This is a genomic window from Peribacillus muralis, from assembly GCF_001645685.2.
In the GTDB taxonomy this organism is placed as follows: domain Bacteria; phylum Bacillota; class Bacilli; order Bacillales; family DSM-1321; genus Peribacillus; species Peribacillus muralis_A.
Genome location: NZ_CP017080.1, coordinates 2110631 through 2134621 on the forward strand (window position 1 = coordinate 2110631; position 23991 = coordinate 2134621).

Here is a 23991-nt window from a genome sequence, read left to right on the forward strand (position 1 = left end):
ATAACTTTTACAGGGGTAATTCAATGGTACACAACAGAACGCTGAGCTTAATGACCCAATATCTTTACCGTAAAATAATAGTTGGTGTGATGATGATTATGGCGGTGTGCGTTTCGTTTTTGGTGAAATTATAATGAAGTCGTGCGTGCAGGGCTTAAATGACTATATGGTAACGAGTAACATGCTCAGGATTATAGGGGCATGTTTATTTTTATCAATTTGAAGGAGAGTGGTTTCTTTTTAGCGAATAATTGTCAAATTGAGACCGTGAACTAAATTTGACTTAGAGCCTCTTCATACTCAGATGGAAAGAAAAGAGTGAGTTATTTAAATGTATTTGACCAAGATTTTTAAATAAGCATATATAGTCAGCTTGTAAAATGGAAAGGGGAGGTGTGTAATGAAGGATTTGTTGAAAATTCTTATCGGAAATGTGTCCATGACCTTTGCTTATGCATATTTGATCGTGCCTAATGAGATCATTAACGGGGGCGTAACCAGCTCCGCCTTGTTATTGCATGCATTATCGGGTTATAACATCGCCATGCTGGCCAATGCTGTTACAGGATTCTTGTTAATCATATGTTTAGTTTTCCTCGGAAAAGAGTACTTTGTTAAGTCGATTGTAAGTTCTCTTAGCTATATGCTGTTTTTTAATTTTTTTTATTCACTGAATATACGTTTGGATTTAAATATCGTTTTAGTGGTAGTAATATCGTCGATTTTAATAGCGATAGGTTACTATTTATGTATAACGGCACATGCCTCCACGGTTGGTTTTGATGTCATTGCATTAATTTTACATCATAAAAATGAAAAAATGGACATTGCAGCGACAATAAGGATCATTAATTTGATCGTGCTGGTCCTTGGGTTTCTTGTTTACGGATACACCTCGATCATTAAGGGAGTAGCATATACCTTGATCTTTTCATATCTGTTAAAGAAAATGCTGAATAGAAAACAACATTCGGTAAAGTCAGATAAAGATCTTAAGGAAGATGATAGCTACAGAGTGAAGGAACTATGAAAGCTTTTTTTACATCTTTTTTGTAATTAAATATATCACATTTCGTTATCTAAATATTCTGATTTTTATTGACTTTGGAAAATGGTGAGTGTATTATACACATAGAAAGTGGTACTAACGTCATGACGTAATGATGTTAGTTCTTTCTAATATGGATACCGGAAAGGAGGAATATGGACATAGAAACCTTGTATGTAAGATGATGGCATTTTCCTGTGTAGGATAAGAAAACCGGCGCTTAAAGAACCACTATCCTTATGAAAATGAATGGGCAGAAAGTGTAAAAAGCTTAGTTTTTACATTCAAGTGAATATCTTTAGTTGATTTCCAAAATATTGAAAGTTGGTGGAGAGTATGAAACATCAACAGGAAGAGCTGAAGCCAGGTCTGAAACAAAGGCATTTGACAATGATATCATTGAGTGGGGTCATTGGAGCTGGTTTATTCGTTGGAAGTGGTATCATTATCGGTCAAACGGGCCCAGGAGCAGTGCTCTCATATGTTTTGGCTGGCCTGATTGTTGTCTTAGTGATGAGGATGCTTGGGGAAATGGCTACAGTAAATCCTGACACAGGATCTTTTGCCGTGTATGCAAGAGAAGGAATCGGTGAATGGGCCGGTTTCACCACAGGCTGGTTATATTGGTTTTTTTGGGTGATCGTCATTGCTTTGGAAGCTACAGCAGGGGCTGCGATCATACATGGCTGGATTCCCTCGATTCCTGTCTGGGTCATAAGTCTGTCATTGATTATCCTTTTGAAACTGACGAATATTTTTTCCGTTAAATCGTTTGGTGAGTTTGAATACTGGTTTTCCATTACAAAAATAATCAGTATCATCCTATTTTTGTGTCTCGGCCTGGCAGTGATTTTTGGCATTATGCCAACGATAAAAGCACCTGGTGCCTCCAATCTCTTGAACTTTGGCGGCTTTATTCCAAACGGGATAAGCTCAGTACTTGTAGGCGTCGCGATTGTTTTCCATGCTTTTGTAGGCGTGGAGATTCCTGCGATTGCAGCTGGTGAGACCAGTGATCCAGTCAAATCCGTTAAAAATGCATTGAACAGCGTGGTTTGGAGAATCCTGATTTTCTATATCGGGTCCATTGCTGTAATAGTGACCATTTTGCCTTGGAATTCAGCATCCTTGCTGAAAAGTCCATTTGTTGCCGTCCTGGAGCTGATGGGCATTCCTTCAGCTGCTTTAATCATGAATATCGTGATTCTGATTGCCTTGCTTTCCTGTTTGAATTCAGGTTTATATACGAGTTCCCGTATGTTATTTTCTCTTGCACAAAAGGGGGATGCCCCAAAGCTTTTCGCAAGCGTTAGTAAGAATGGTGTTCCTATTCTTGCAGTATTCGGTTCTACTTTATTTGCCTTCATCAGCACCATTTTCAGTTATATCTCTCCTGATAAGATTTTTTTCTTTCTGGTGAATTCCTCGGGAGGAGTCGGAATACTGGTCTATTTATCGATTGCCGTTTCCCATCTCCGATTAAGGAAGCGAATGGAGAAAGAAAATCCAGGAATATTCAAGATCAAGATGTGGCTATTCCCGTATTTAACTTATGCCACTATTTTTTCCATGCTTTCCGTATTGATTTTAATGGCATTCATCGATTCCCAGCGTCCACAGTTCATCTTCACCATGTTATTTAGCTTGATTGTTATCTGTTCATTCTTTTTCTTTCGAAGAAGAAAAGCGAAATATATGGAGAATGAATTAAATGTTGTGTCTGGTTCCCCTAATTCTGAAAAACTGTAGTCCATAACTGTATTTTTTCGGTTACTTCCATGAAACCCCTCAGAGCATCTTCCATCAATCATCATCTAGAATCACTGAAAATAGTTTCATCTGAACCAATCCGTCAGAGATGGTCTTCAATTTTATAAACGTAGATTTTTGTTATAAGTTGATACGGTAAAATCGGACGAGATGAATGGAAGATCCTGCTTAAATCAGGCCAGAAAAGTGCCGCAATCGGTAAATGCACCAGAGGGAAGCAGATCAATTGCCCCATTATCGGGGACTGCTGTAAAAATGAAGAATTATAGTGTTTATATGAAAATATGACCTTTGAAATCTACGATCGCGGGCATATGGAGGGGGTAGGAGATGGATCGGGGAGAGGTTGAAGCAGTAATATTCGATTGGGCAGGAACGACAGTTGATTATGGTTGTTTCGCACCTGTGCAAGCATTTGTCGAGACATTCAGGATAAGGGGGATTGATATTACCACTGAGGAAGCAAGGGAACCGATGGGATTAGCGAAATTGGAGCATATTAGGATAATTCTCGGAATGAACCGGATCCACAATTTATGGAATGCGGCATTTGGAAAGGAACCGGATGAAAAAGATGTACACGCTCTTTATCGTGACTTTGAGGGTATGCTCTTTAAGGTTTTAAAAAATCATGCCAAGCCAGTACCTGGTGCAGTGGAACTAGTCAGCCGTTTAAGGCGGCAAGGAATAAAAATCGGTTCGACCACGGGATATACCCGCGAAATGATCGATCTCGTAGCAGCTGAGGCGAAAAAGTGGGGCTACAAGCCCGATTCGATCGTTACGTCTGCCGAAGTACCTTCTGGAAGGCCTGCTCCATGGATGTGTTTACAGACGGCGATGAATCTCCAGGTATATCCACTCAGTAAAATGGTTAAAGTCGGCGATACCGTAAGTGACATAGAGGAGGGGATTTTTGCGGGAATGTGGACGGTCGGTGTGCTAAAAGGCAGCAGCGAAATCGGTCTTTCAGAACAAGAAATCAAAGAGATGGATCCTTATCGACTGCAAGCCAGGATGAAACGGGCCGAAAACCGATTCCTGAATGCGGGTGCAGATTTCGTGATCGATGAAATCGGCGATTTATGGGACATCATCGATCGAATCAACCATAGATTGGTAGAAAGAAAGGATTTCTTTATTGGGTAGTGGTAAATGGACAGTATCGCCGGTTTAAATTCTAAATATTCAAATTATTAATTGACTATCGAGTTAAATGATAGTAATATACATCTTATAACTGGTACGGACGTCGCAACGTCATTATCAGAATCTTACTAGATTGAGGAGAATGTGCTATGGTCGAAACAAAAGTGGTAAGAGGAACGAAAGTTAAAATGACTCCAAGTGAAGCAATCGTTGAGACTCTGGTGGCAGAGGGGGTCAAACATATTTCTGGAATTTTGGGGTCTGCATTCATGGATATGCTTGATTTATTGCCAACAGCAGGCATCCGTTTCATTGGAGTCCGTCATGAACAAAGTGCTGCACATATGGAAGATGCTTATTGTCGCGTTTCTGGTGTTGCTGGTGTTGTCATCGGGCAAAATGGACCAGGGATGACCAATATGGTTACCTCGGTTGCTGCGGCAAACCAAGCCCATACACCGATGGTCGTGATTTCTCCTTCTGCAGGTACTCCAACGGTTGGTTGGGATGGTTTTCAGGAATGCGATCAGGTTTCCATCTTCAAGGCTATCACGAAAGAAACGGTGAGGGTGACACATCCAGGACGAGTGGCGGATTGCTTAAGAACCGCATTCCGGATTGCTTACGCAGAAAGAGGACCGGTATTATTCGATATCCCCCGTGATTACTTCTATGGTGAAGTGGAAGACCAAATCCTCCAACCTCATCAATACCGCGTAAATGAAAGAGGATGTGGATCATCCGTTTCGCTGGATAGGGCTGCTGAAATCTTAGCTGAAGCCGAGTATCCAGTGATTATTTCCGGGAGGGGGACCGTCGATTCCGATGGGATTGAGGAAATCAAGAATATTGCAGAATATTTAACGGCTCCGGTAGCTGTCTCTTATATGCATAATGATGCATTCCCTGCAGATCATCCATTGTCTGTGGGCTCAATTGGATACATGGGATCAAAAGCAGCGATGAATACGCTTAAGAAAGCGGATGTCATCTTAGCGGTCGGTACGCGATTATCGGTATTCGGGACACTGCCATGCTATGACATTGATTATTTCCCTAAGGCAGCGAGAATCATCCAAATCGATATTAATCCAAGGCAAATAGCGAGGACACATCCTGTGGAAGTGGGAATCATCGGGGATGCCCGTGAAGCGAGCAGGGAAATCCTGTCAAGATTAAAGGCAATTAACCCAACCATCAAACAAGAGAAAGGCCGAATGGTTGAAGTGGCGAATGAAAAACAAAAATGGGACGAAGAATTGGTGAAACTTGCGATGATTGATGGAACCCCAATCAATCCGCGGCGAGCTCTGTTGGAATTAACGAAGGTGTTACCAGAGAATGCCATCGTGACCACGGATATCGGCAACGTATCTTCAACTGCAAACGCTTACTTGAAATTCAACCGGAGCCGCAGACACATTGCTGCGTTAACATTTGGAAACACCGGCTTTGCCTATCCGTCTGCACTCGGTGCCAAGCTGGCTGAGCCGAATTCGCCCGTCATCGCCATCGTTGGGGATGGGGCGTGGGGGATGAGCTTGCATGAAGTCAGTACGGCCGTTGAAGAGAATATCCCAGTCATCGCGTGCGTCTTCAATAATAACGCTTGGTGTGCAGAGAAAAAGAATCAAGTGGATTTTTATAATAATCGATTTGTTGGTGCGGATATCCAAAATCCCGACTTTGCTGAAGTTGCCCGTTCAATGGGGGCTGTCGGGATTAGGGTGGAAAAGCCGGAGGAGTTAGGCGCAGTCATTAAAAATGCCATTAGTTCAAACAAACCGACCGTCATTGATATACAGGTGGATGGTACACAGTTAGCACCTCCATTTAGAAAGGATGCTTTAAAAATGCCGACTAGATTACTAGAAAAGTATGCTCATTTAGACTACAAAAACTGGGATAAATAATAAAGACTTAACGTGTAAAGGCAGTTGCGATGGCTGAACGGAATATGTCGGCCATCGCATCATTGTCCTGATCATCAAAATCCGGATTGAGTGATAAGGGGGTTTCTATGATGAAATTGGAAGCAGAAAAGAAAGATCTCGTTCAAATGGATAAGGAACATTTATGGCATGCGATGCATCGCCATAAGGACAGTGATACTCCCATGATGGCTACGGAGGGAACAGGTTCATGGTTTACGGATACTAAAGGAAATAAGTATTTAGATGGGGTTTCAGGATTATGGTGCTTGAACCTCGGTCATGGACGAAAAGAAATCGCGCAGGCCGCCTATGAACAAATGCTTCAGCTGTCATACTTTCCGTTGACATTAAGCCATAAGCCGGCAATCGAACTATCTTCGAAAATCAGTGAACATTTAAAAGGTTCCTATACAACATTTTTCAGCAATAGCGGATCCGAAGCGAATGAAGCCGCTTTCAAAATTGCCCGTCAATATCATAATCAAAATGGAAATCCTGGTAAATACAAATTCATCTCAAGATATAGAGCCTATCATGGCAATACTTTCGGTGCGCTTAGCGCAACGGCACAGGCCAATCGGAGGGTGAAATATGATCCGGCGGTTCCAGGCTTCCTCCATGTCCCCCCTCCTTACAGTTATCGAAGTCCTTTTGGGGAACAAGTTGAAAACACCGATCTCCTGGCAGCTGAATATATCGATCAGGTCATTAACTTTGAGGGAGCCGAAACGGTAGCCGGCGTGATCCTTGAGCCATTCATTTCCGGAGGGGGTGTCCTTATACCATCAAAGGCGTATTTAACAAAGGTTTCGGAAATCTGTAAGAAGCATGATGTACTATTAATTGTGGATGAGGTGGTATCCGGTTTTGGCAGGACGGGTAAAATGTTTGGTTTCATGCACTCCGATGGCGTTCAGCCAGATATTGTGACAATGGCAAAGGGATTGACCAGTGGCTACCTTCCACTTGGGGCAACAGCAGTGAACTCCAGGATTTATGAGAAATTCAAGGAGGACGGTGATCTAAATCATTTCAGGCATGTGTCAACATACGGGGGTCATCCGGCATCATGTGCAGTTGCCCTGAAGAATATTGAAATCATCGAAAAAGAACAAATCGTCCAGCGGGTAGCAGAACTCAGTGAATCGACACTTAGTGAATTGTTTGAGTTGACCGCCCTGGATAAAGTAGGGGAAGTGCGCGGTGTTGGATTCTTATTCGGGATTGAATTGGTGGAGGATAAAAAGACAAAAACGCCTGTTTCCGACGTGTTCATGGGAAAAGTGATAGGGGTATGTAAAGAGAAAGGTCTTATTATTGGACGTAACGGTGATACAGTACCTGGCTACGGAAATGTATTGATCATTGCTCCACCTTTATCTTCAACCGTAGAGGATTTACAGTTTGTCATCGAAACGGTTAAATCGGTTTTATATGAATTATGCTAACCGATAGAAGAGTTATAAGAAGCTAGATGATCATTGATGAATGTTGATGGGCATGATATGTCTTGCCGTTTTGGTAGTCATGCCCATTGCTTCATGCAGACTGTCTATAGGAAAATACGATTAGAAGAAGGTGGAAATATGCTCTCTCCTAAGAAGGTATTGGTAGTTCTTGCACATCCCGATGATGAGACGTTCCTGTGTGGTGGAACCATTGCCGCATTGTCTGAACGAAATGTTCATATAACATTACTTTGTGCGACAAAGGGTGAGATGGGCAGGCGGATGGGGAATCCGATTTTTGCAACGCGGGAGTCTTTGCCTGAATTGCGTGTAAGTGAGTTGAAAAACGCGTGTGAGGAATTAGGCATCAACGACCTTAAGTTTTTACATCTTAGAGATAAGATGGTTGAATTTGAATCAGACAATTCATTGGCGGTCAGGATCGTGAAGGTGATTCGTGAAATTCAACCGGATGCATTAATAACCTTCCATGAGAGATTTGGCGGTCATCCAGATCATTGTGCGATTGGGCGTGCTGCCGAAATGGCTTTTTTAAATTCCGGTGATGCAGGATTTTATCCAGATGCTGTTTTTTCCGCATTTAAGGTTCAGAGTCTATACTTTGTGCTATGGCATGCTTTTTATGATCAGTGGGTCATGGAAAATGGGCTGAGCCGCATCATTCGTGTGAATATAGCAGGAACTTTACGGAGGAAGGTCCGAGCATTAAGGTGCCATCGCTCCCAGACGTTAGCATTTCCTGAACTATGGGGGAACCAACTGCAAAGTCTTCCATTCCTCAGTGGATATGAATATTTCATTAACACAACGTCTCCTATTAATATGGAAGAAACAGATCTTTTTCGAACGATTTCCAAGCTGGGCTAAAAACGGTGTATATGTTTATCTGGAAAGGGGGAGGACGGGTATGGAGTTAGAAAAATATGAGCCCCTGGAAGAATCAGGTGTAAAGCAGTACGATTCGGGATCAATTTCAAAAAATAGAGGGCTAGTATGGCTGGGCGGTATCGCCTTCACCTTTTTTATTGCACTTTTAGGTCTTGGACTATCCAAGATCGTCGGGTTCAATCGAATCGGTCCGCTTGCGTGTTCAATCATCATTGCCGTCATTTATCGCCAAATTGCTGGCTATCCAGAAAAATTCAGGACTGGAATTGAGTTTTCCGCAAAAAAACTTTTGCGTTTTGCCATTATTTTATACGGATTGAAATTGAATATCGATGTGATTTTCAATCAGGGTTTGCCATTATTGGTCCGTGACATAGGGACCGTGACCTTTGCCATCGTCGCCATGGTCCTGATTGCAAAGTGGCTTAAGGCAGACGCCTCCATTTCCCTTCTTCTTGCGGTAGGAACGGGGGTATGCGGTGCAGCGGCAGTCGCAGCCATATCACCGATCGTGAAGGCAAAGGAAGAAGATACCGCCATAAGTGTTGGAATAATCGCCTTGATGGGAACTCTTTTTTCAATAATTTATACGCTGTTGCGCCCGGTTCTCCCGCTATCAGCATTGGATTATGGAATATGGTCTGGCATCAGTCTGCATGAAATCGCCCATGTTGCATTGGCAGGAGCCCCGGCAGGTGAAGATGCGCTTGCGGTTGCACTTCTCGCTAAATTAGGCCGTGTCTTTTTACTAATCCCTTTATGCTTCCTGTTTATGTATTGGATGAAAAGGCGGTCGTCAGATAACGCGGTACAAGAAACGAAAATAGATTTTCCATGGTTCCTCGTGGGCTTTATCATGATGAGTTTAATTGGGAGCTATGTGTTTGGTGCTTATATTACCGTGTCACCAGTCATAATGGATGGCATATCTAAAACGACTACGTTCATTTTGACTATGGCAATGATCGGTCTTGGGCTGAATGTCAGCCTTCAGGCGCTTCGCACAAAAGCCATGCGTCCGCTATTAGCCATGGCCATTACCTCGCTTATCCTTTCCATCATCTCTTACTTTATCGTTTAATTTAGATTGCTGTTTTCCTAGTTTCGGTCGTGAAATCGATTAGAATGCATAGAAGGTATACCCTGGATGGTTCGTATCATTCAGGTTTTTTGGCAGGAAACGATCTGTTTGAATGGATGTAAAGGCATGCGGGGATTTACCTGTTTTCAGGGAGTTTCAAACGAGCGCATGTTTGAATATTATAACTATTTGGTTTACAATATAAGAACTGATACGAACATTACAATGTCTTTATCTGTTTGGAGGAAATAGTATGGAGTTAGACTTTAAAAATCCAATCCCTTTACATGCACAACTAAAAACGATATTGGAAGATCAAATTTTGGAAGGGTATTATAAGGACAAAATTCCGAGCGAAAGGGAACTCATGGACATGTACTCTGTCAGCAGGAGCACTGTGAGGGAAGCGGTGTCGATCCTCGTCCGTGAGGGGATATTGGAAAAGAGGCACGGAAAGGGAACGTTCGTTTCGCTTAAACCTGTACAGGAATGGCTAAAAATGATAAGTTTCACCGAGACGACTAAAAGCATGGGGATCAAATTGATTGATCATGGCCGCGTGATGACCCCTGAAAATATCGCCGATGCTAACGGGTTTGAGGATGAATCCTATCATATTAAAAGGCTGCGGTTACAGGGGGAAGTACCCATCGCCATCGAATTGCACTATTATTCTCTGAATCTAGGAAAAAAATTGACGGATTTCGATTTAAGTACCACCGTTTTGTATGATGCGCTAGAAGGCGATCTGAACATTAACTTTTGTGAAGCGGAGCAAATCATTACTTGTGGCTACCCAACCAAGGAAGATGCGGAACACTTAGGGGTGGATGAGTCGATGTGCTTGCTGATTACAGAGCGTATGATTTTTGATTCCGAAGGGAACCTGGTTGAGTACTATAAAGGGTTATTCCGATCTGATATGTATTCCTTTGCCATGAAAATGTCGCGAAAGAACAACTGATTCATTTCCGTCAGCCAAAAAACCCTAAACCTTTCCACCACCTGGGAAGGTTTAGGGTTTTTTGGTTCTCAATAATACAGTTTCGTTGAAATAAGAAGACATTATCGATGAATTTTAATGATAAATATTTTAATAATAAATAGTTTAATGTTAAAATAAATGCAGAAGGAGAGGATGAATGATGAATAAACTACAAGATAAAATAGCATTAATAACGGGAGGAGCTTCAGGTATCGGCAAGGGAATTGCAACGGCTTTCGTGAAGGAAGGCGCGAAGGTTGTCATCGTCGATTTAAACGAAGAGTTGGGAAATCAAACAATTAAAGAATTGCAGGCCCACCAAGCCGAATCCATTTTCATTCAGGCAAATTTAGTTGAATATGATAAACTTAAAGGGATTGTGAAGCAGGTTATCGATACATTCGGCAAGTTGGATATCTTGGTTAATAATGCTCATGCCTCCAAAATGAATTCAATAGAAAAAACGACACAGGAGGATTTGGATTTATCTTTTAATACTGGTTTTTATCCAACGTTTTATCTCATGCAGGCAGCATTGCCACATTTGAAAGAAACGAAAGGGAAAATCATCAATTTTGCTTCAGGGGCAGGATTGAACGGAGATGTCAATCAAGGGTCTTATGCTGCTGCAAAAGAGGCCATTCGGGGCATTTCCAGGGTAGCGGCAAATGAATTTGGTCCGTTTGGCATCAATGTGAACATCATTTCACCGATTGCCGACTCGCCAGGTGTTCAGAAATGGGCCAAAGAAGAACCTGAATATTATCAGGCCATGTTATCGAAGATTCCACTGAGGAGACTTGGTGAATTAGAAAGTGATATCGGGAGAACAGCTGTGTTCCTGGCCAGCGAAGATTCGGATTATATTACTGGACAAACACTCATGGTGGATGGCGGATCGATTAAACTGAGATAATCATACAGGAGGAAATTTTGAGGGAAACGGATATTTTTAAATTGATACACGCTGTGGAATTATTTACGAACGAAGCTATAATCAGGTGGACTAAATCATTTCCATACAGCATTGGGATCTCCCCAATTCTCGTTTTAGCAGAATTGAAGCAAAATGGACCGCAGAAGCAGTCGGTCTTGGCTAATAAGCTGGGATATACGCCAGCTTCCATGACGAATATTTCCAATCGGCTGATAAAGCAAGGCTTCGCGACCCGTGAATATAATGAAAGTGATCGCCGAAATGTATTTTTATCCATTACCAAAACAGGCATTGATGTCCTTACCGAAGCACAACAAAAGGGCCAGGAATTGCGATTGGAGCTTTTCAAGGTACTCAGTGAAGAAGAAGTGAAGCAATATTTAGCACTTCATGAAAAATTGCTTAAGAACTTGAAGAAATAAAGAAGCTTGGACTTTTGCTAAGTTCAACCAGCTAAAAAGGGTTCGGGATTTGAAATTTCCGAACCCTTTTTGACATTCCCTTTGAATATTCGTGTTAAGAGATTAACTCAACTAGCTTATTAGGATTAACGATTAGCGGACCGCCTCCAAGTGACTGCAGTGAAGAAGAGGAGTCAAATGGTACACATCCATGAGAATACTGTACCGCTATCCTTTTTCTGTTTTTTTGATGAACATTAATTCATTACATGCCACGGTATTTATTAATGAATGTTCAGATTATTTCATCTTTTTTTGGTGTTCCAGTTCATTTTTCCCTTACTGGAGAGTTGGAGGTCACATATTTTACGGTGAAAATTAGTTGAAAAAATGAGTGTAAAAGTGGTAGGATATTAATGAATAGAATTAGTACCAGGTAATAACAGTAGATAATATCTTGTGGTGATATTTATTTTGAAATTTAATATTACATATTGTTTAGGAAGGTGATGACGAATGGTAGAAAACCGTCATCTGCAAGCGGGACTCAGTGATGAGAAAGTGCTTGAGATGTTTAAAGTGATGTTGCTGGCAAGACGTATAGATGAACGGATGTGGCTGTTGAACCGTTCTGGAAAGATTCCATTTGTCGTTTCCTGTCAGGGGCAGGAAGCCTCTCAAGTGGGGGCGGCTTTTGCATTGAATCGTGAAAAGGACTACGTTCTTCCTTATTATCGGGATCTTGGGGTCGTTTTAGCGTTTGGGATGACAGCGAGGGACTTAATGTTATCCAGTTTTGCTAAAGCGGAGGATCCAAATTCAGGAGGCAGGCAAATGCCAGGCCATTTCGGACAAAAGAAAAACCGGATCGTGACGGGTTCCTCACCAGTGACGACTCAAGTGCCGCATGCTGTGGGAATAGCCCTTGCTGCAAAAATGGAAGGAAAAGATATCGTTTCCTTCGTCACATTTGGAGAGGGCTCATCAAACCAGGGAGACTTCCATGAAGGTGCGAATTTTGCTGGCGTACACAAGCTTCCGGTTATTTTGATGTGCGAAAATAATCAGTATGCGATTTCCATACCTATGGAAAGGCAATTGGCTTGCGGTAAGGTATCAGACCGCGCCATTGGTTATGGCATGCCAGGAGTGACGGTCGATGGAAACGATCCGATCGAGGTATACCTGGCAGTGAAGGAAGCGGCCGATAGAGGCAGGCGAGGTGAGGGACCAAGCTTGATCGAGGCGGTTTCCTACAGGCTTACACCTCACTCGAGTGATGATGATGATAGTCAATACAGGTCAGCCGATGAAGTAACGGAGGCAAAAAAAATAGATTCAATCATTACATTTGGTGCTTATTTAAAGGCCACTGGGGTCTTGGATGACGAAATGGAAAAACAAATCAATGATGAAATCATGAAAGTTGTTAACGAAGCGACTGATTACGCAGAAGAAGCTCCTTTTGCAGCGGAAGATACGCTCTCACAATACGTTTATGCTAATGAGTAAGGAGGAAAGAAGATGGCAGTGATATCATATATAGATGCCGTGATAATGGCGATGCGTGAAGAAATGGAACGTGATTCCCGTGTCTTTGTACTTGGAGAGGATGTTGGAAGGAAAGGCGGCGTGTTTAAGGCGACATCTGGTTTGTATGAACAATTCGGGGAACAGCGTGTCATTGATACCCCGCTTGCTGAATCGGCCATCGCAGGAGTTGGCATTGGAGCGGCGATGTATGGGATGAGGCCCATTGCTGAAATGCAATTTGCCGATTTCATCATGCCCGCAATCAACCAAATCATTTCCGAAGCGGCAAAAATCCGTTACCGGTCAAATAACGACTGGCAATGTCCTATCGTCATCAGGGCCCCTTACGGCGGAGGGGTTCATGGGGCACTATATCATTCGCAATCCGTCGAAGCGATTTTTGCCAACCAACCGGGGCTGAAAATCGTCATGCCCTCCACTCCGTATGATGTGAAGGGATTATTGAAGGCAGCCATCCGTGATGATGACCCCGTCCTGTTCTTTGAACATAAACGTGCGTACCGTTTAATTAAAGAGGAAGTCCCTGACGATGATTATGTTTTACCGATTGGTAAAGCAGATATAAAGCGCGATGGTGATGATGTAACCGTGATTACATACGGTCTATGTGTTCACTTTGCTCTTCAAGCAGCTGAAAAACTGGCCAGTGATGGAATATCCGTTCATATACTTGACTTGCGAACCGTCTACCCTCTGGACCAAGAAGCGATCATTGAAGCTGCCGCGAAAACTGGAAAAGTGCTTTTAATCACTGAAGATAATAAAGAAGGAAGCATCATAAGTGAAGTGTCAGCGATTATTGCGGAAAATTGCCTTTTTGATCTGGATGCCCCAATCATGAGACTGGCGGGCCCGGACGTACCTGCCATGCCGTATTCACCGTCACTGGAAAAATCCTTCATGGTCAATCCAGAAAAAGTGGAAAAGGCACTTCGTGATCTGGCAGCTTATTAATTGCCCGTTATGACGGGTAAGATTCTTTTACGGGAGGTGCATGCTTGTTGCGGACGGAAGAAGAGATGATATCATTGATCATCCATATCGCTGAACATGATGATCGCGTTCGAGCCGTTTGTATGAATGGGTCACGTACGAATGCCAATGTCCCTAAAGATGTGCTGCAAGATTATGATATCGTCTATCTCGTAACGGATGTGGAGTCATACAGACAGAATCCGGGCTGGATTGATGGTTTTGGTGAAAGGATCATCTTGCAGACCCCGGAGGATATGTCTTTGTTTCCGCCAAGCTTAGGCGATCGTTTTTCTTATTTGATGCTGTTCCTGGATGGAAACCGAATTGATTTACAATTGGTCCCACTGGAGCAGAAAGAAAGATATATCAGGGAAGATAAGCTAACGGCCATTTTAATGGATAAAGATGGCTGCCTTCCTGTGCTTCCTCCTCCCACTGATGAGGATTATTGGGTGAAAAAACCTACTGTTGAATTTTATGATGATTGCTGCAATGAGTTTTGGTGGGTTTCGACATATGTAGCTAAAGGATTATGGAGAAAGGAAATCCTTTTTGCTCAAGAACATCTTGGCCAAGTAAGGAAGATGCTCATTCAAATGCTGGAATGGCGGGTGGGCATTGAAACCGACTTTTCCGTTAGTATCGGTAAATGCGGAAAATACTTGGAGAAATTTTTATCCGAAGAGAACTGGGCGCACCTTCTGTCCACATATGCAGATGGAAGGTATGAAAGTGTATGGCAGGCGCTGTTCTCAATGTGCCGTTTCTTTGATGAAACGGCATTATATGTGGGGGAACGATTGAAATATGAATATCCTTACCAGTATGGTCGAAAAGTTTATTCATACTTGGAACATCTTCACGTCATGCAGGTTAAAGATTAATCGATCTCACAACTTAGACATAATTACTGAGAAAGAAAGCATATGCACCTTTTCAAGTTCCAGTAGCCAAACAGGGATGTTGACAAAGGTGTTTTTTTTATATAGAATTACCTTTAAGTTGAGATATATTAATTCGAGATAGTGCTTGTTAAACAATACTTTCTGAGTAACTTGATGAATAGTCGGGGCAGCTTGAAGGGAAAATGTAGGGAATTGATGAAAAGCTGAAATCCATAAGATATTTTTTATTAGGAGGAAAAGAAGATGAATGGATTAAAAGGAATACACCACGTTACGGCCATCACAAGCAGTGCGGAGAAAAATTATGAGTTTTTCACTTATATACTAGGGATGCGTTTAGTCAAGAAAACGGTCAATCAAGATGATATTCAAACCTATCACCTGTTTTTTGCCGATGATGTTGGCGGTCCGGGAACGGATATGACCTTCTTCGACTTTCCTGGTATTCCAAAGGGGGTTCATGGAACCAATGAAATTTCCAAAACATCATTCCGCGTACCGAATGATGCCGCATTACAGTATTGGGAGAAGCGTTTTGACAAGTTTGAAGTGAGACATACTGGGATTCAAATTCAATTTGGCAAAAAGACGTTATCCTTCGTTGATTTCGATGATCAACACTATCAATTGATCTCGGATGAAAACAATGAAGGAGTTGCAGCAGGAATTCCGTGGCAAAAAGGGCCGATTCCTCTTGAATACGCGATTACCGGATTAGGTCCCATATTCATTCGTATTGCCAACTTTGATTACTTTAAGGAAATGATGGAGAAAGTACTTTTATTCAAAGAAGTGGAACAAGAAGGATCATTTCATCTTTTTGAAGTAGGAGAAGGCGGAAATGGAGCACAAGTCATTGTCGAACATGACTCAAATCTGCCCCAAGCACGGCAAGGTTTCGGAACGGTTCACCATACAGCCTTCCGCGTTGAGGATCGATCTGTATTGGAGGAATGGATTGAACGGATGGAAAGCTTCCAATTTCAAACATCCGGTCATGTTGACCGTCACTTTTTTGAATCGCTCTACGTACGAGTGGCACCACAAATCTTATTCGAGTTTGCCACCGACGGTCCTGGATTCATGGGAGATGAGCCATATGAAACACTTGGAGAAAAGCTATCATTGCCTCCTTTCCTAGAACCGAAAAGGGAGCATATCGAAAAATTGGTTCGTCCCATCGATACTGTAAGAAGCACCAAGGCGTTCACAAAAGAATGATGACCAGGCTTCCGCTCATACTAAAGCAGGCAGAAATATCATCAACTATAGAAAAAACTTAGGAGGAAAGAATGATGGCTAAAGACTTTTACACAACGATTAAAGAGAGACGTTCTTATTATGGAATCAATAAAGAGATACAAGTATCGGACGAGAAGATCAAGGAGATTGTCGAGTTTGCCGTTAAACATACACCATCGGCTTTTAATTCCCAAACTACCCGCCTTGTCGTGCTGACTGGGGCCGCTCATGATAAATTATGGGATATCACCACACAGGAGTTGAAAAATGCAGTTGGAGAGAGGGATTTCACAAGCACCCAGCAAAAAATGGATTCCTTTAAAGCTGGCTATGGAACGGTTTTATTCTTTGAAGATGAATCCATCGTAAAATCCCTGCAAGAGCAATTCGCTCTATATGCCGATAATTTCCCGATTTGGTCACAGCAAACATCAGGCATGCATCAATTGGTCGTTTGGGCTGCTTTGGAAGGAGAAGGATTAGGTGCAACGCTACAGCATTATAATCCGCTTATCGATGATGAAGTGAAAAAAGAATATGATGTCCCAACCGATTGGAAATTGATTGCCCAAATGCCTTTTGGACATCCAACGGCCCCAGCGGGTGAAAAAGAATTCAAACCGCTTGACGAGCGCATTAAGTTTTACAAGTAAAAGTGAATGAGCTTTCTCAAACTGCAGCTAAACTTCGATTGTATGGGAGTTTGGCTGCAGTTTTTTTGCGGTTGTTATGAGTGGAAGGTTACTTTCACTTAACACTGCAAGGGAACGAACGATGATAGGACTCAGCTGGTTTTTTCAGTGCCCTCGCTTGTGCCTTCTGGGTCTCACGTAGACGCGCATTTCCCGCAGGAGTCTTCATCCTCCGTTCCATTCCACTCTGCGTGAAGACGAAGATGGATTCTCCGTTGCCCATAGTTTTGGAGGCTGGAATGGGAAATATCAATCACCTTGGGGGTAACCTCATCTGTTTAAGGGGGTTCCTTCATAGGTTTGCTATAGCCTGTCATTCTCCATTTCTACCTGTTTCTCTTCATTACCTGTGCAACTTCACTTGATCAGGAGTTACATTGTCTTTTCTTTATATGAACCTGAGTTGCGTTATTGATTGATCATCGAGAGAGGAGGGACGTACTCTTATAGTTTGCTTGGGTAGCTTCTCATTTAAATATAGAGGTACCATCTGTTTTGAATTCTCGGATGAATGTTCGGCGCTCGCATTTAGTAATATTGAAAAATTGCCTAACTTAGTGTATCCGGTTCATTTTTTTGAGATTGCTAGTATAAGAAATTCGAGCATCCACAAGTAATTCCCATCGAATCAAACATAGATACACCTTTAATTGGAAAACGTTCTTTGGAAATCACCGTTCTGAAAATATATTTTTTAATAATTCTTGCCGCCTTATACGTATATTATTGTCTTTTCTTTGAAATTTCGGGCATTTTAACTTAAACACTTATGATTAGTTATTATTGATTACATGTTAATGGTTCTTTTGTTGTGGTAATAAAGAATCTTTATTTCGTTATTTTTTGTAAATTTTCATTTTTTTTGCTGATTTGCTAGGAAATATTAACTGTTGTACAATCTGCTGGAGTAGATTGTTATAGGAGGGAATATTTTGTTTAAACTCAGAAAGTACATTGCTTCGATCTTGGTTTTTACTTTGTTATGCAGCATCTTGCCAGCGTATACAGGGGCCAGTGACAAACCTGAGGTTACTCAGGTCTATCAAGCCGAAAAGGAACTAGTGGCCACTGACAATTTGGATGAAGTAATAAAAGAAAGAACCGAAAGTGCAAAAACCTTCACGGATGGGGAAGGAAACTTTGTTAAAGAGATTTATCCTGAAGATATACATAACAAAGTGGACGGGAAGTATAAACCCATTTCAGAAGAGTTAGTGGAAAAAGAACATAAAGGCTACATTGAAACGGAAACAACAAACTTGGAATCTATGTTTCCTGAAAAATTAGGGGAAGATAAACCTGTAATTTATCAGTCAGGAGAACATAAGCTATCCTTTGAGGTAACACATGCCTCAGATGGAGAGAAACAGACGAAACCAACTTATAGTTCGGGGTCAGTCATAGAAGAAAATTCAATCACGCATAAATCTTTATACCCGAATATCGATCTTCGCCATGTTGCCTTAAATAATGAGGTAAAAGAAGATTGGATCATGAATGAATATGATGGAATCAATGAATTTCACTATACGATTCAAACGGATTTATACGGTCAAGTTGAAAGAGACGGATCAATAGGATTCTATGAAAACGAATCGAAAGAGAAACCGATTTTCACCTTACCAAAGCCGGTGATGGTCGATTCAAACTATAACGAGACGTTAGGCGATGGTGTCCGATCAACGGAAATCCATTACGAACTCAAAAAGTCGGACGATAGGTATGAATTAGTTTTACATGCCAGTAAAGAATGGCTCGCTTCGCCTAAGCGGGTTTTCCCTATTTATATTGATCCTTCTGTCTCAATTGAGGCATTGGGAGACACATTCGTGATGAGTGCTTATCCTAATAACAATTACAATAAAGAGTGGGATCCATCACAAGGGGAATATGTATTAAAAACAGGATATTATGATAACACAACAGGAACGAATTACCCGTTCATAAAATTCAGTGTAATCGGGGATTTAAAGGGTGCGACCATTGATTCTGCTGAATTAGCCGCCTATGTGACGCATTCCTATTATGTCGATAAAAAAACCGATATATGGGTAGATGAGGTAAAAGCACAATGGTATGTAGATCAATTGACTTGGAACAATAAACCATCTTCCAATAAAATAACGAGTACGTCCGTTGCTAGAGATCAATGGGCTTATTTTGATGTTAAAAATACTATCCAGGCTTGGGTTAACGGCACTAGACCCAACTATGGCTTTAAGTTCCATACGAATGGAAATGGCAAAACGCATTGGAAAAAAATCACGGCAGCAGAAAGTGCCAAAAAAGCTAAACTGGTCATAAGTTACCACTACGAAAAAATGAAGGAACCGACAGTCAGTTCCTATTCCTATGGTGAAGGGAAGGCTGACGGCTATATCGATGTTAAGTGGGCTTCTGTTTATGGAGCAAATTCTTATGATTTACAAATGTATGATGGAAAGAGTTATCAGACCATTTATTCTGGGACAGGAACTAGTTGGTCCTCCAAGGGTAAAAAAATATTTCCTAAATCACCATACACAACTAGTTCCACTTACCGGACAGATGGAACTGGAATCGAGTTGCCCGTAAATCCAAGTGAATTTTATAGTGAAAAAAGCGGAACGCCGACTACAAAAAAAGACTATGGATTCCGTGTAGTAGCCAAGTTTACTAATGGCAATAGTCCCGTTTCAACGGCCATTTTCAAAACAATTCCCGTTATTCAAGTGGGAATTCCGGATCTTCCAACAGTAAAACCATATGCGTACCCGGAAACGGATTCAGTGAATAAAGGACGTGGCTGGTTAGATATATCCTGGAAACCGGTGGCGAATGCCACGGGATATAAAGTCATGATATGGAACGGTACAAAATATAAAGAATTTACGGTAGGAAAAATAACCAGTGTCAGTACGAAGGGGAAAAAGCTCTGGCCTACGGATACGGATTTGAAAAATGGGTTGAAGGAACTTTATCCAGTCGAATTAGACAAATCGACAAGCGTGGGCAAAGGAACAGAATTGCCGATGGATCCTAGCCAGACTTATGGAAACGGATCAAACCGCTATAGTATCAGAGTCAAAGCCATATCAGCAGCAGGAGACTCGGCTTCATCCGATGTGAACTATGGATACATCCCACTCTATGCCCCTAAAAATGCAAAGCTAACGAGTAACTTAGCGGATATGGTCAATAACAAAAGCAGCTTGACCGTGAAGTGGGATGCGACTCCTTCTGCCAAGTATTACGAGATTAAGATTTCTGATGATAAAACAACGAAAACACATCAAATAAAAGGCGTAACTTCTTTCACAACTGAACCGACTTATGGAGCTGCTTCAAATTATTCGGCAACGGTTAAAGCCTATTTTGTGGACGACGATAATGCTTCAGAAACAGAGCAAGGTAAAATTACGGGAAATCGTGGTTTAAGCCCTGCTTCGAATAAAGCAACCGCATCAGTTGATCCTAGAGAAGATTTAAACGGGTTAGAAGATTATTTCACTTATGAAGATCACTCCTTCGGACATGCAACAGCGAGTGTCAATGTAACGACGGGGAATATGGCATTGGCGTTCACCGATCAATCCCTTTTCACACGAGGGCCTTTAGGGTTTAATTTTACCCGTTACTATAATACACGCTCAACTCGTACTTCTGCTCTTGGAAAGAGCTGGACATTTGCCGGAAATGAAAACCTTGTAGAAGTGGATGCGACGAGCACGGAACCAGCAAAAGTCCTTTATTATGATGAAGACGGAACCAAACATGAATTTAGCTATGATTCTAGCAATAAAAAATATATCTCTCCAAAAGGGAAATATTTAACACTAACAAAGGAAACAGTTAATGGTGCACAAGGATTTAGCTTGAAAGAAAAAGATGGATTTGCCAAGATGTTCGAGGCAACTCCAGGTAAAACGAAAGAATATCGCTTATCTGCTTACAAGGATAAGAATCAAAATACGATCCGCTTCTTTTACAATCAAGACAAGTTATCCGAAATTTCAGAAGTCAATCAAACAGGCGAAAAGATACGGACTAGTATTCAATTAACCTATAACAATGATGGCTTAATCAATAAAGTAGCTTACGGAAGTAATTGGAAGGAACTAGGATATCAGAATAAGCAGTTAACGTCTATCGTAACGAAAGACTCGCGCACAACGGAAAGTATCACCGAAAAGCTTACTTATCATTCTCTCGGCCAACTAGCAGCTTATCTAGATGGCAAGGGAAATGAAACGAAATTTCTTTATGATGAAAACGAATTGAAAGTATTCGACAAACAAGAAAAAGATGCATCCATATCCGTCTCTACCACGTACCGTTATGATCAGGCAAAAAATGAATTTACGGTGACAGATACAGACGACAATGAGACGGTTTATAAACGTGATACGAAAAATGGAACGTATGCCGTTAGCGAGATTAAGAATAGTGATGAAACGACTTCCAGCTTCCAATATGATGATCAATATAATTTGTTACATTCTATCGATGAAAAAGGTACAACCAGAACGTTTAGTTACGATGCTAACGGAAATTTAAAAAGCAGTACAGACTCTAATGGTACGACCTTATATGAATATGATGAAAAAAACAGAATTACCAAAATTACTGATCCATCAGGAAGTTCAACAATAAACACCTATAGAGGTGAAAACTTGTCAAAAAGGAAGATTGGTGAGGAAATAACTTCCTTTGATTATGATTTATTTGGTCGTGAAATAAAAGTAATATATCCTAACAATACATTTGAGGAAGTAATTTATGACGATTTAACGGATACAGTTAAAGTAAGGGACGCTAATGGTCAGGTTTCAAGCACCTCTTATGATCAATTTGGGAATGTGAAAATAAAAAAAGATGCTGGTGAAAGAAGATTATCTTACGAATACCACCCATTAATGATTGATATAATAACCGCTGTTATAGATGGGAAAGGTAAAACTACTAAATACCAATATGATAAAAGTGGGAAGTTGACTAAACTAACTGATGCTTTAGGCCGAAATAAAATCTACGAATATAATGACAATAATCAGGTTACTAAAGCAAGCTTACCAGGTATGTTATATACCTATCACTACAACTCGAATGGTAATTTAGATAGGGAAGTAACTCCTTCTGGAAATATTTTAACCTATTCATACGATGAAATGGATCAAGCAGAGAGTGTGACAGTCTCTAATCCATCTAATGGGGAAGTTTTAAAGTGGGATCAAACATATAATGAATGGGGATTATTATCAAAGGTAACTTTTCAAGATTTAAAATCCAAACAAAACATTCTACAAAAATCTTTGGATTATAATAGCCTTTCCTTATTAGAATCTTATACACGAGGAAACTTTAGAATTAATTATAAGTATAATGAGAACGAACAACCATTAAGTGTGATGCTTAACTATACTCAAGGAGTAAATCCTTGGAAGGTTGAGAAATCATTAACTTATACAGATGAAGGAAATAAGGATGTTCAGACAGTTCGAGTTGGCGCTCAAAAATATATGATTTTTGAGAAAGTTGATGATTTAACTAACAATCAAGAAAAAGTTATTGTTAATGAAAATCTCTATCAGCAAACAAATATATTTAATAAAAGTAACCTTCTAGAGGGGGTTTTTTATAATAAAGGCACTGGTACGCTTCTTGAATATTCTTATACTTATGATGGTTCTGGAAATATTTTAAAAGAAAAGAGTACTAATGGTGATACACGTTTTACTTATGATGAGAATAGTCAATTAATTCAAGAGGTATTACCGGATGGAAGCATAAATAAATATAACTACGATGATGTTGGTAACCGTAAAGAAAGTATTCGAGGTAAACATACTGATACCTTTAAGTATAATGCATCTAATCAAATTGAAACAAAAAATGGAAAAGGATATCTGTATGATAAAGATGGAAACTTACTACAAGATGATCAATACAAATTTGAATATAATGTTCTTGGATATCAAACTAGAATTTCTGATTTACAGGGTAATGAAATAGCCCGTTACGAGTATGACGAAACCGGATTGCGAACTAAGAAGTATTTAGGTTTAAATATTCATGAATATTATTATGATGATACTCAATTATCCTTCGAAGTTATAAGTAAGGGAGATACTATCGTACAATATAGAAATTACCAATGGGATGAAGACACGCCTCTAGGGATGATTATTCGTGAAAAAGATGAAAGTGGTAACTGGGAGGATCATGTGTTTCACTATTGGACGAATATTCGTGGCGATGTTTTAACGATACGTGATAACGAAGGAAAAGAAGTAGGATCTTATATTTATGATTCTTATGGGAATTTATTAGGGGAAAAAGGGAGTCTTGCACAAGAAAATCCGATTCGATATGCAGGGTATTATTATGATTCAGAAAGCAAGAACTACTATCTTAAAGCTCGTTACTATAATCCAGCGAATGGTAGCTTTTTATCATTAGATCCATATTCTGGAGATGATAATTCAATTTCACAGAATGGATATAATTATGCAGGAAATAACCCTGTTAAATATGTAGATCCGGAAGGACATTTTTGGACGTACCTCGTTAGAGGAGGTATGTGGGTTTGGAAGGGAGGAAAATGGGCTTGGAAAAAGGGGAAAAATTTATATAAAAAAGTCACAATCCCTACTACCAAATTTTCAGCCAAAAAGTTACAGAAGAAGTTTAAACATGCAGATGATTTTGGTGTGAAGGGGAATTATTCCAAAAAAAATGCTGCTAAATTTGAAGATGCTCTAAAAAAGCATATAAAGAATGCTGACGAAATTATTGAATCAAAATACCATGGTGATAAGGTTTATGTTTTTCTCAAGGGTAAAAAAGGAGTCTTAGTTGATCCCAAAGGCAATTTTGTGAGTGGATGGAAGTTTTCTTCTGATCAATTAAATTATCATAGGAAAAATGGATATAGACTAAAATAATTACCAATGCTACTCTTGTCCTGTAAGTATTAAAGATT

Annotated in this window: 16 protein-coding genes; all 16 read left to right on the plus strand. The window is 40.7% G+C overall.

Features of this window, described 5'->3' with window-relative positions:
* Window positions 1-400: 400 nt before the first annotated feature.
* Entirely contained in the window at window positions 401-1030 is a 630-nt protein-coding gene (locus tag ABE28_RS10380) for a YitT family protein (protein ID WP_064465278.1), read from the plus strand.
* A gap of 354 nt (window positions 1031-1384) precedes the next feature.
* Window positions 1385-2797: an amino acid permease gene (locus tag ABE28_RS10385; RefSeq protein WP_064465277.1), complete on the plus strand. Its 1413-nt coding sequence runs from the start codon at window positions 1385-1387 to the stop codon at window positions 2795-2797.
* Window positions 2798-3148: 351 nt separating this feature from the next.
* Window positions 3149-3967, plus strand: coding sequence for a phosphonoacetaldehyde hydrolase (phnX, locus tag ABE28_RS10390; protein WP_064465276.1), 819 nt, complete (start codon window positions 3149-3151; stop codon window positions 3965-3967).
* A gap of 149 nt (window positions 3968-4116) precedes the next feature.
* Window positions 4117-5880, plus strand: a complete 1764-nt coding sequence (xsc, locus tag ABE28_RS10395; protein ID WP_064465275.1) for a sulfoacetaldehyde acetyltransferase — start codon at window positions 4117-4119, stop codon at window positions 5878-5880.
* Between the two features lie 110 nt (window positions 5881-5990).
* Window positions 5991-7349: an aminotransferase gene (locus tag ABE28_RS10400; RefSeq protein ID WP_064465274.1), complete on the plus strand. Its 1359-nt coding sequence runs from the start codon at window positions 5991-5993 to the stop codon at window positions 7347-7349.
* A 36-nt stretch (window positions 7350-7385) separates the two neighbouring features.
* The gene (locus ABE28_RS10405; protein WP_083232032.1) at window positions 7386-8237 is read left to right on the plus strand and encodes a PIG-L family deacetylase; all 852 of its coding nucleotides are present in this window, start codon (window positions 7386-7388) and stop codon (window positions 8235-8237) included.
* Window positions 8238-8277: 40 nt separating this feature from the next.
* Complete coding sequence (locus ABE28_RS10410) at window positions 8278-9339, plus strand: YeiH family protein (protein WP_064465272.1); 1062 nt, start codon at window positions 8278-8280, stop codon at window positions 9337-9339.
* Between the two features lie 253 nt (window positions 9340-9592).
* The gene (locus ABE28_RS10415; RefSeq protein ID WP_064465271.1) at window positions 9593-10303 is read left to right on the plus strand and encodes a GntR family transcriptional regulator; all 711 of its coding nucleotides are present in this window, start codon (window positions 9593-9595) and stop codon (window positions 10301-10303) included.
* Between the two features lie 181 nt (window positions 10304-10484).
* Window positions 10485-11240 (plus strand): SDR family NAD(P)-dependent oxidoreductase, encoded by a 756-nt coding sequence (locus ABE28_RS10420; RefSeq protein WP_064465344.1) that lies wholly within the window; start codon window positions 10485-10487, stop codon window positions 11238-11240.
* A 17-nt stretch (window positions 11241-11257) separates the two neighbouring features.
* Complete coding sequence (locus tag ABE28_RS10425; RefSeq protein WP_064465270.1) at window positions 11258-11683, plus strand: MarR family winged helix-turn-helix transcriptional regulator; 426 nt, start codon at window positions 11258-11260, stop codon at window positions 11681-11683.
* Between the two features lie 495 nt (window positions 11684-12178).
* Complete coding sequence (locus tag ABE28_RS10430; protein ID WP_064465269.1) at window positions 12179-13174, plus strand: thiamine pyrophosphate-dependent dehydrogenase E1 component subunit alpha; 996 nt, start codon at window positions 12179-12181, stop codon at window positions 13172-13174.
* Between the two features lie 12 nt (window positions 13175-13186).
* Window positions 13187-14170: an alpha-ketoacid dehydrogenase subunit beta gene (locus ABE28_RS10435; RefSeq protein ID WP_064465268.1), complete on the plus strand. Its 984-nt coding sequence runs from the start codon at window positions 13187-13189 to the stop codon at window positions 14168-14170.
* A 47-nt stretch (window positions 14171-14217) separates the two neighbouring features.
* Window positions 14218-15075 (plus strand): aminoglycoside 6-adenylyltransferase, encoded by an 858-nt coding sequence (locus ABE28_RS10440; protein ID WP_064465343.1) that lies wholly within the window; start codon window positions 14218-14220, stop codon window positions 15073-15075.
* 264 nt (window positions 15076-15339) lie between these two features.
* Window positions 15340-16317, plus strand: a complete 978-nt coding sequence (locus ABE28_RS10445; RefSeq protein WP_064465267.1) for a ring-cleaving dioxygenase — start codon at window positions 15340-15342, stop codon at window positions 16315-16317.
* A gap of 74 nt (window positions 16318-16391) precedes the next feature.
* Complete coding sequence (locus ABE28_RS10450) at window positions 16392-16991, plus strand: nitroreductase family protein (protein WP_064465266.1); 600 nt, start codon at window positions 16392-16394, stop codon at window positions 16989-16991.
* A 971-nt stretch (window positions 16992-17962) separates the two neighbouring features.
* A complete protein-coding gene (locus ABE28_RS10455) occupies window positions 17963-23953 on the plus strand; it encodes a DNRLRE domain-containing protein (protein WP_064465265.1) in 5991 nt (1996 codons plus the stop codon).
* Window positions 23954-23991 lie beyond the last annotated feature (38 nt).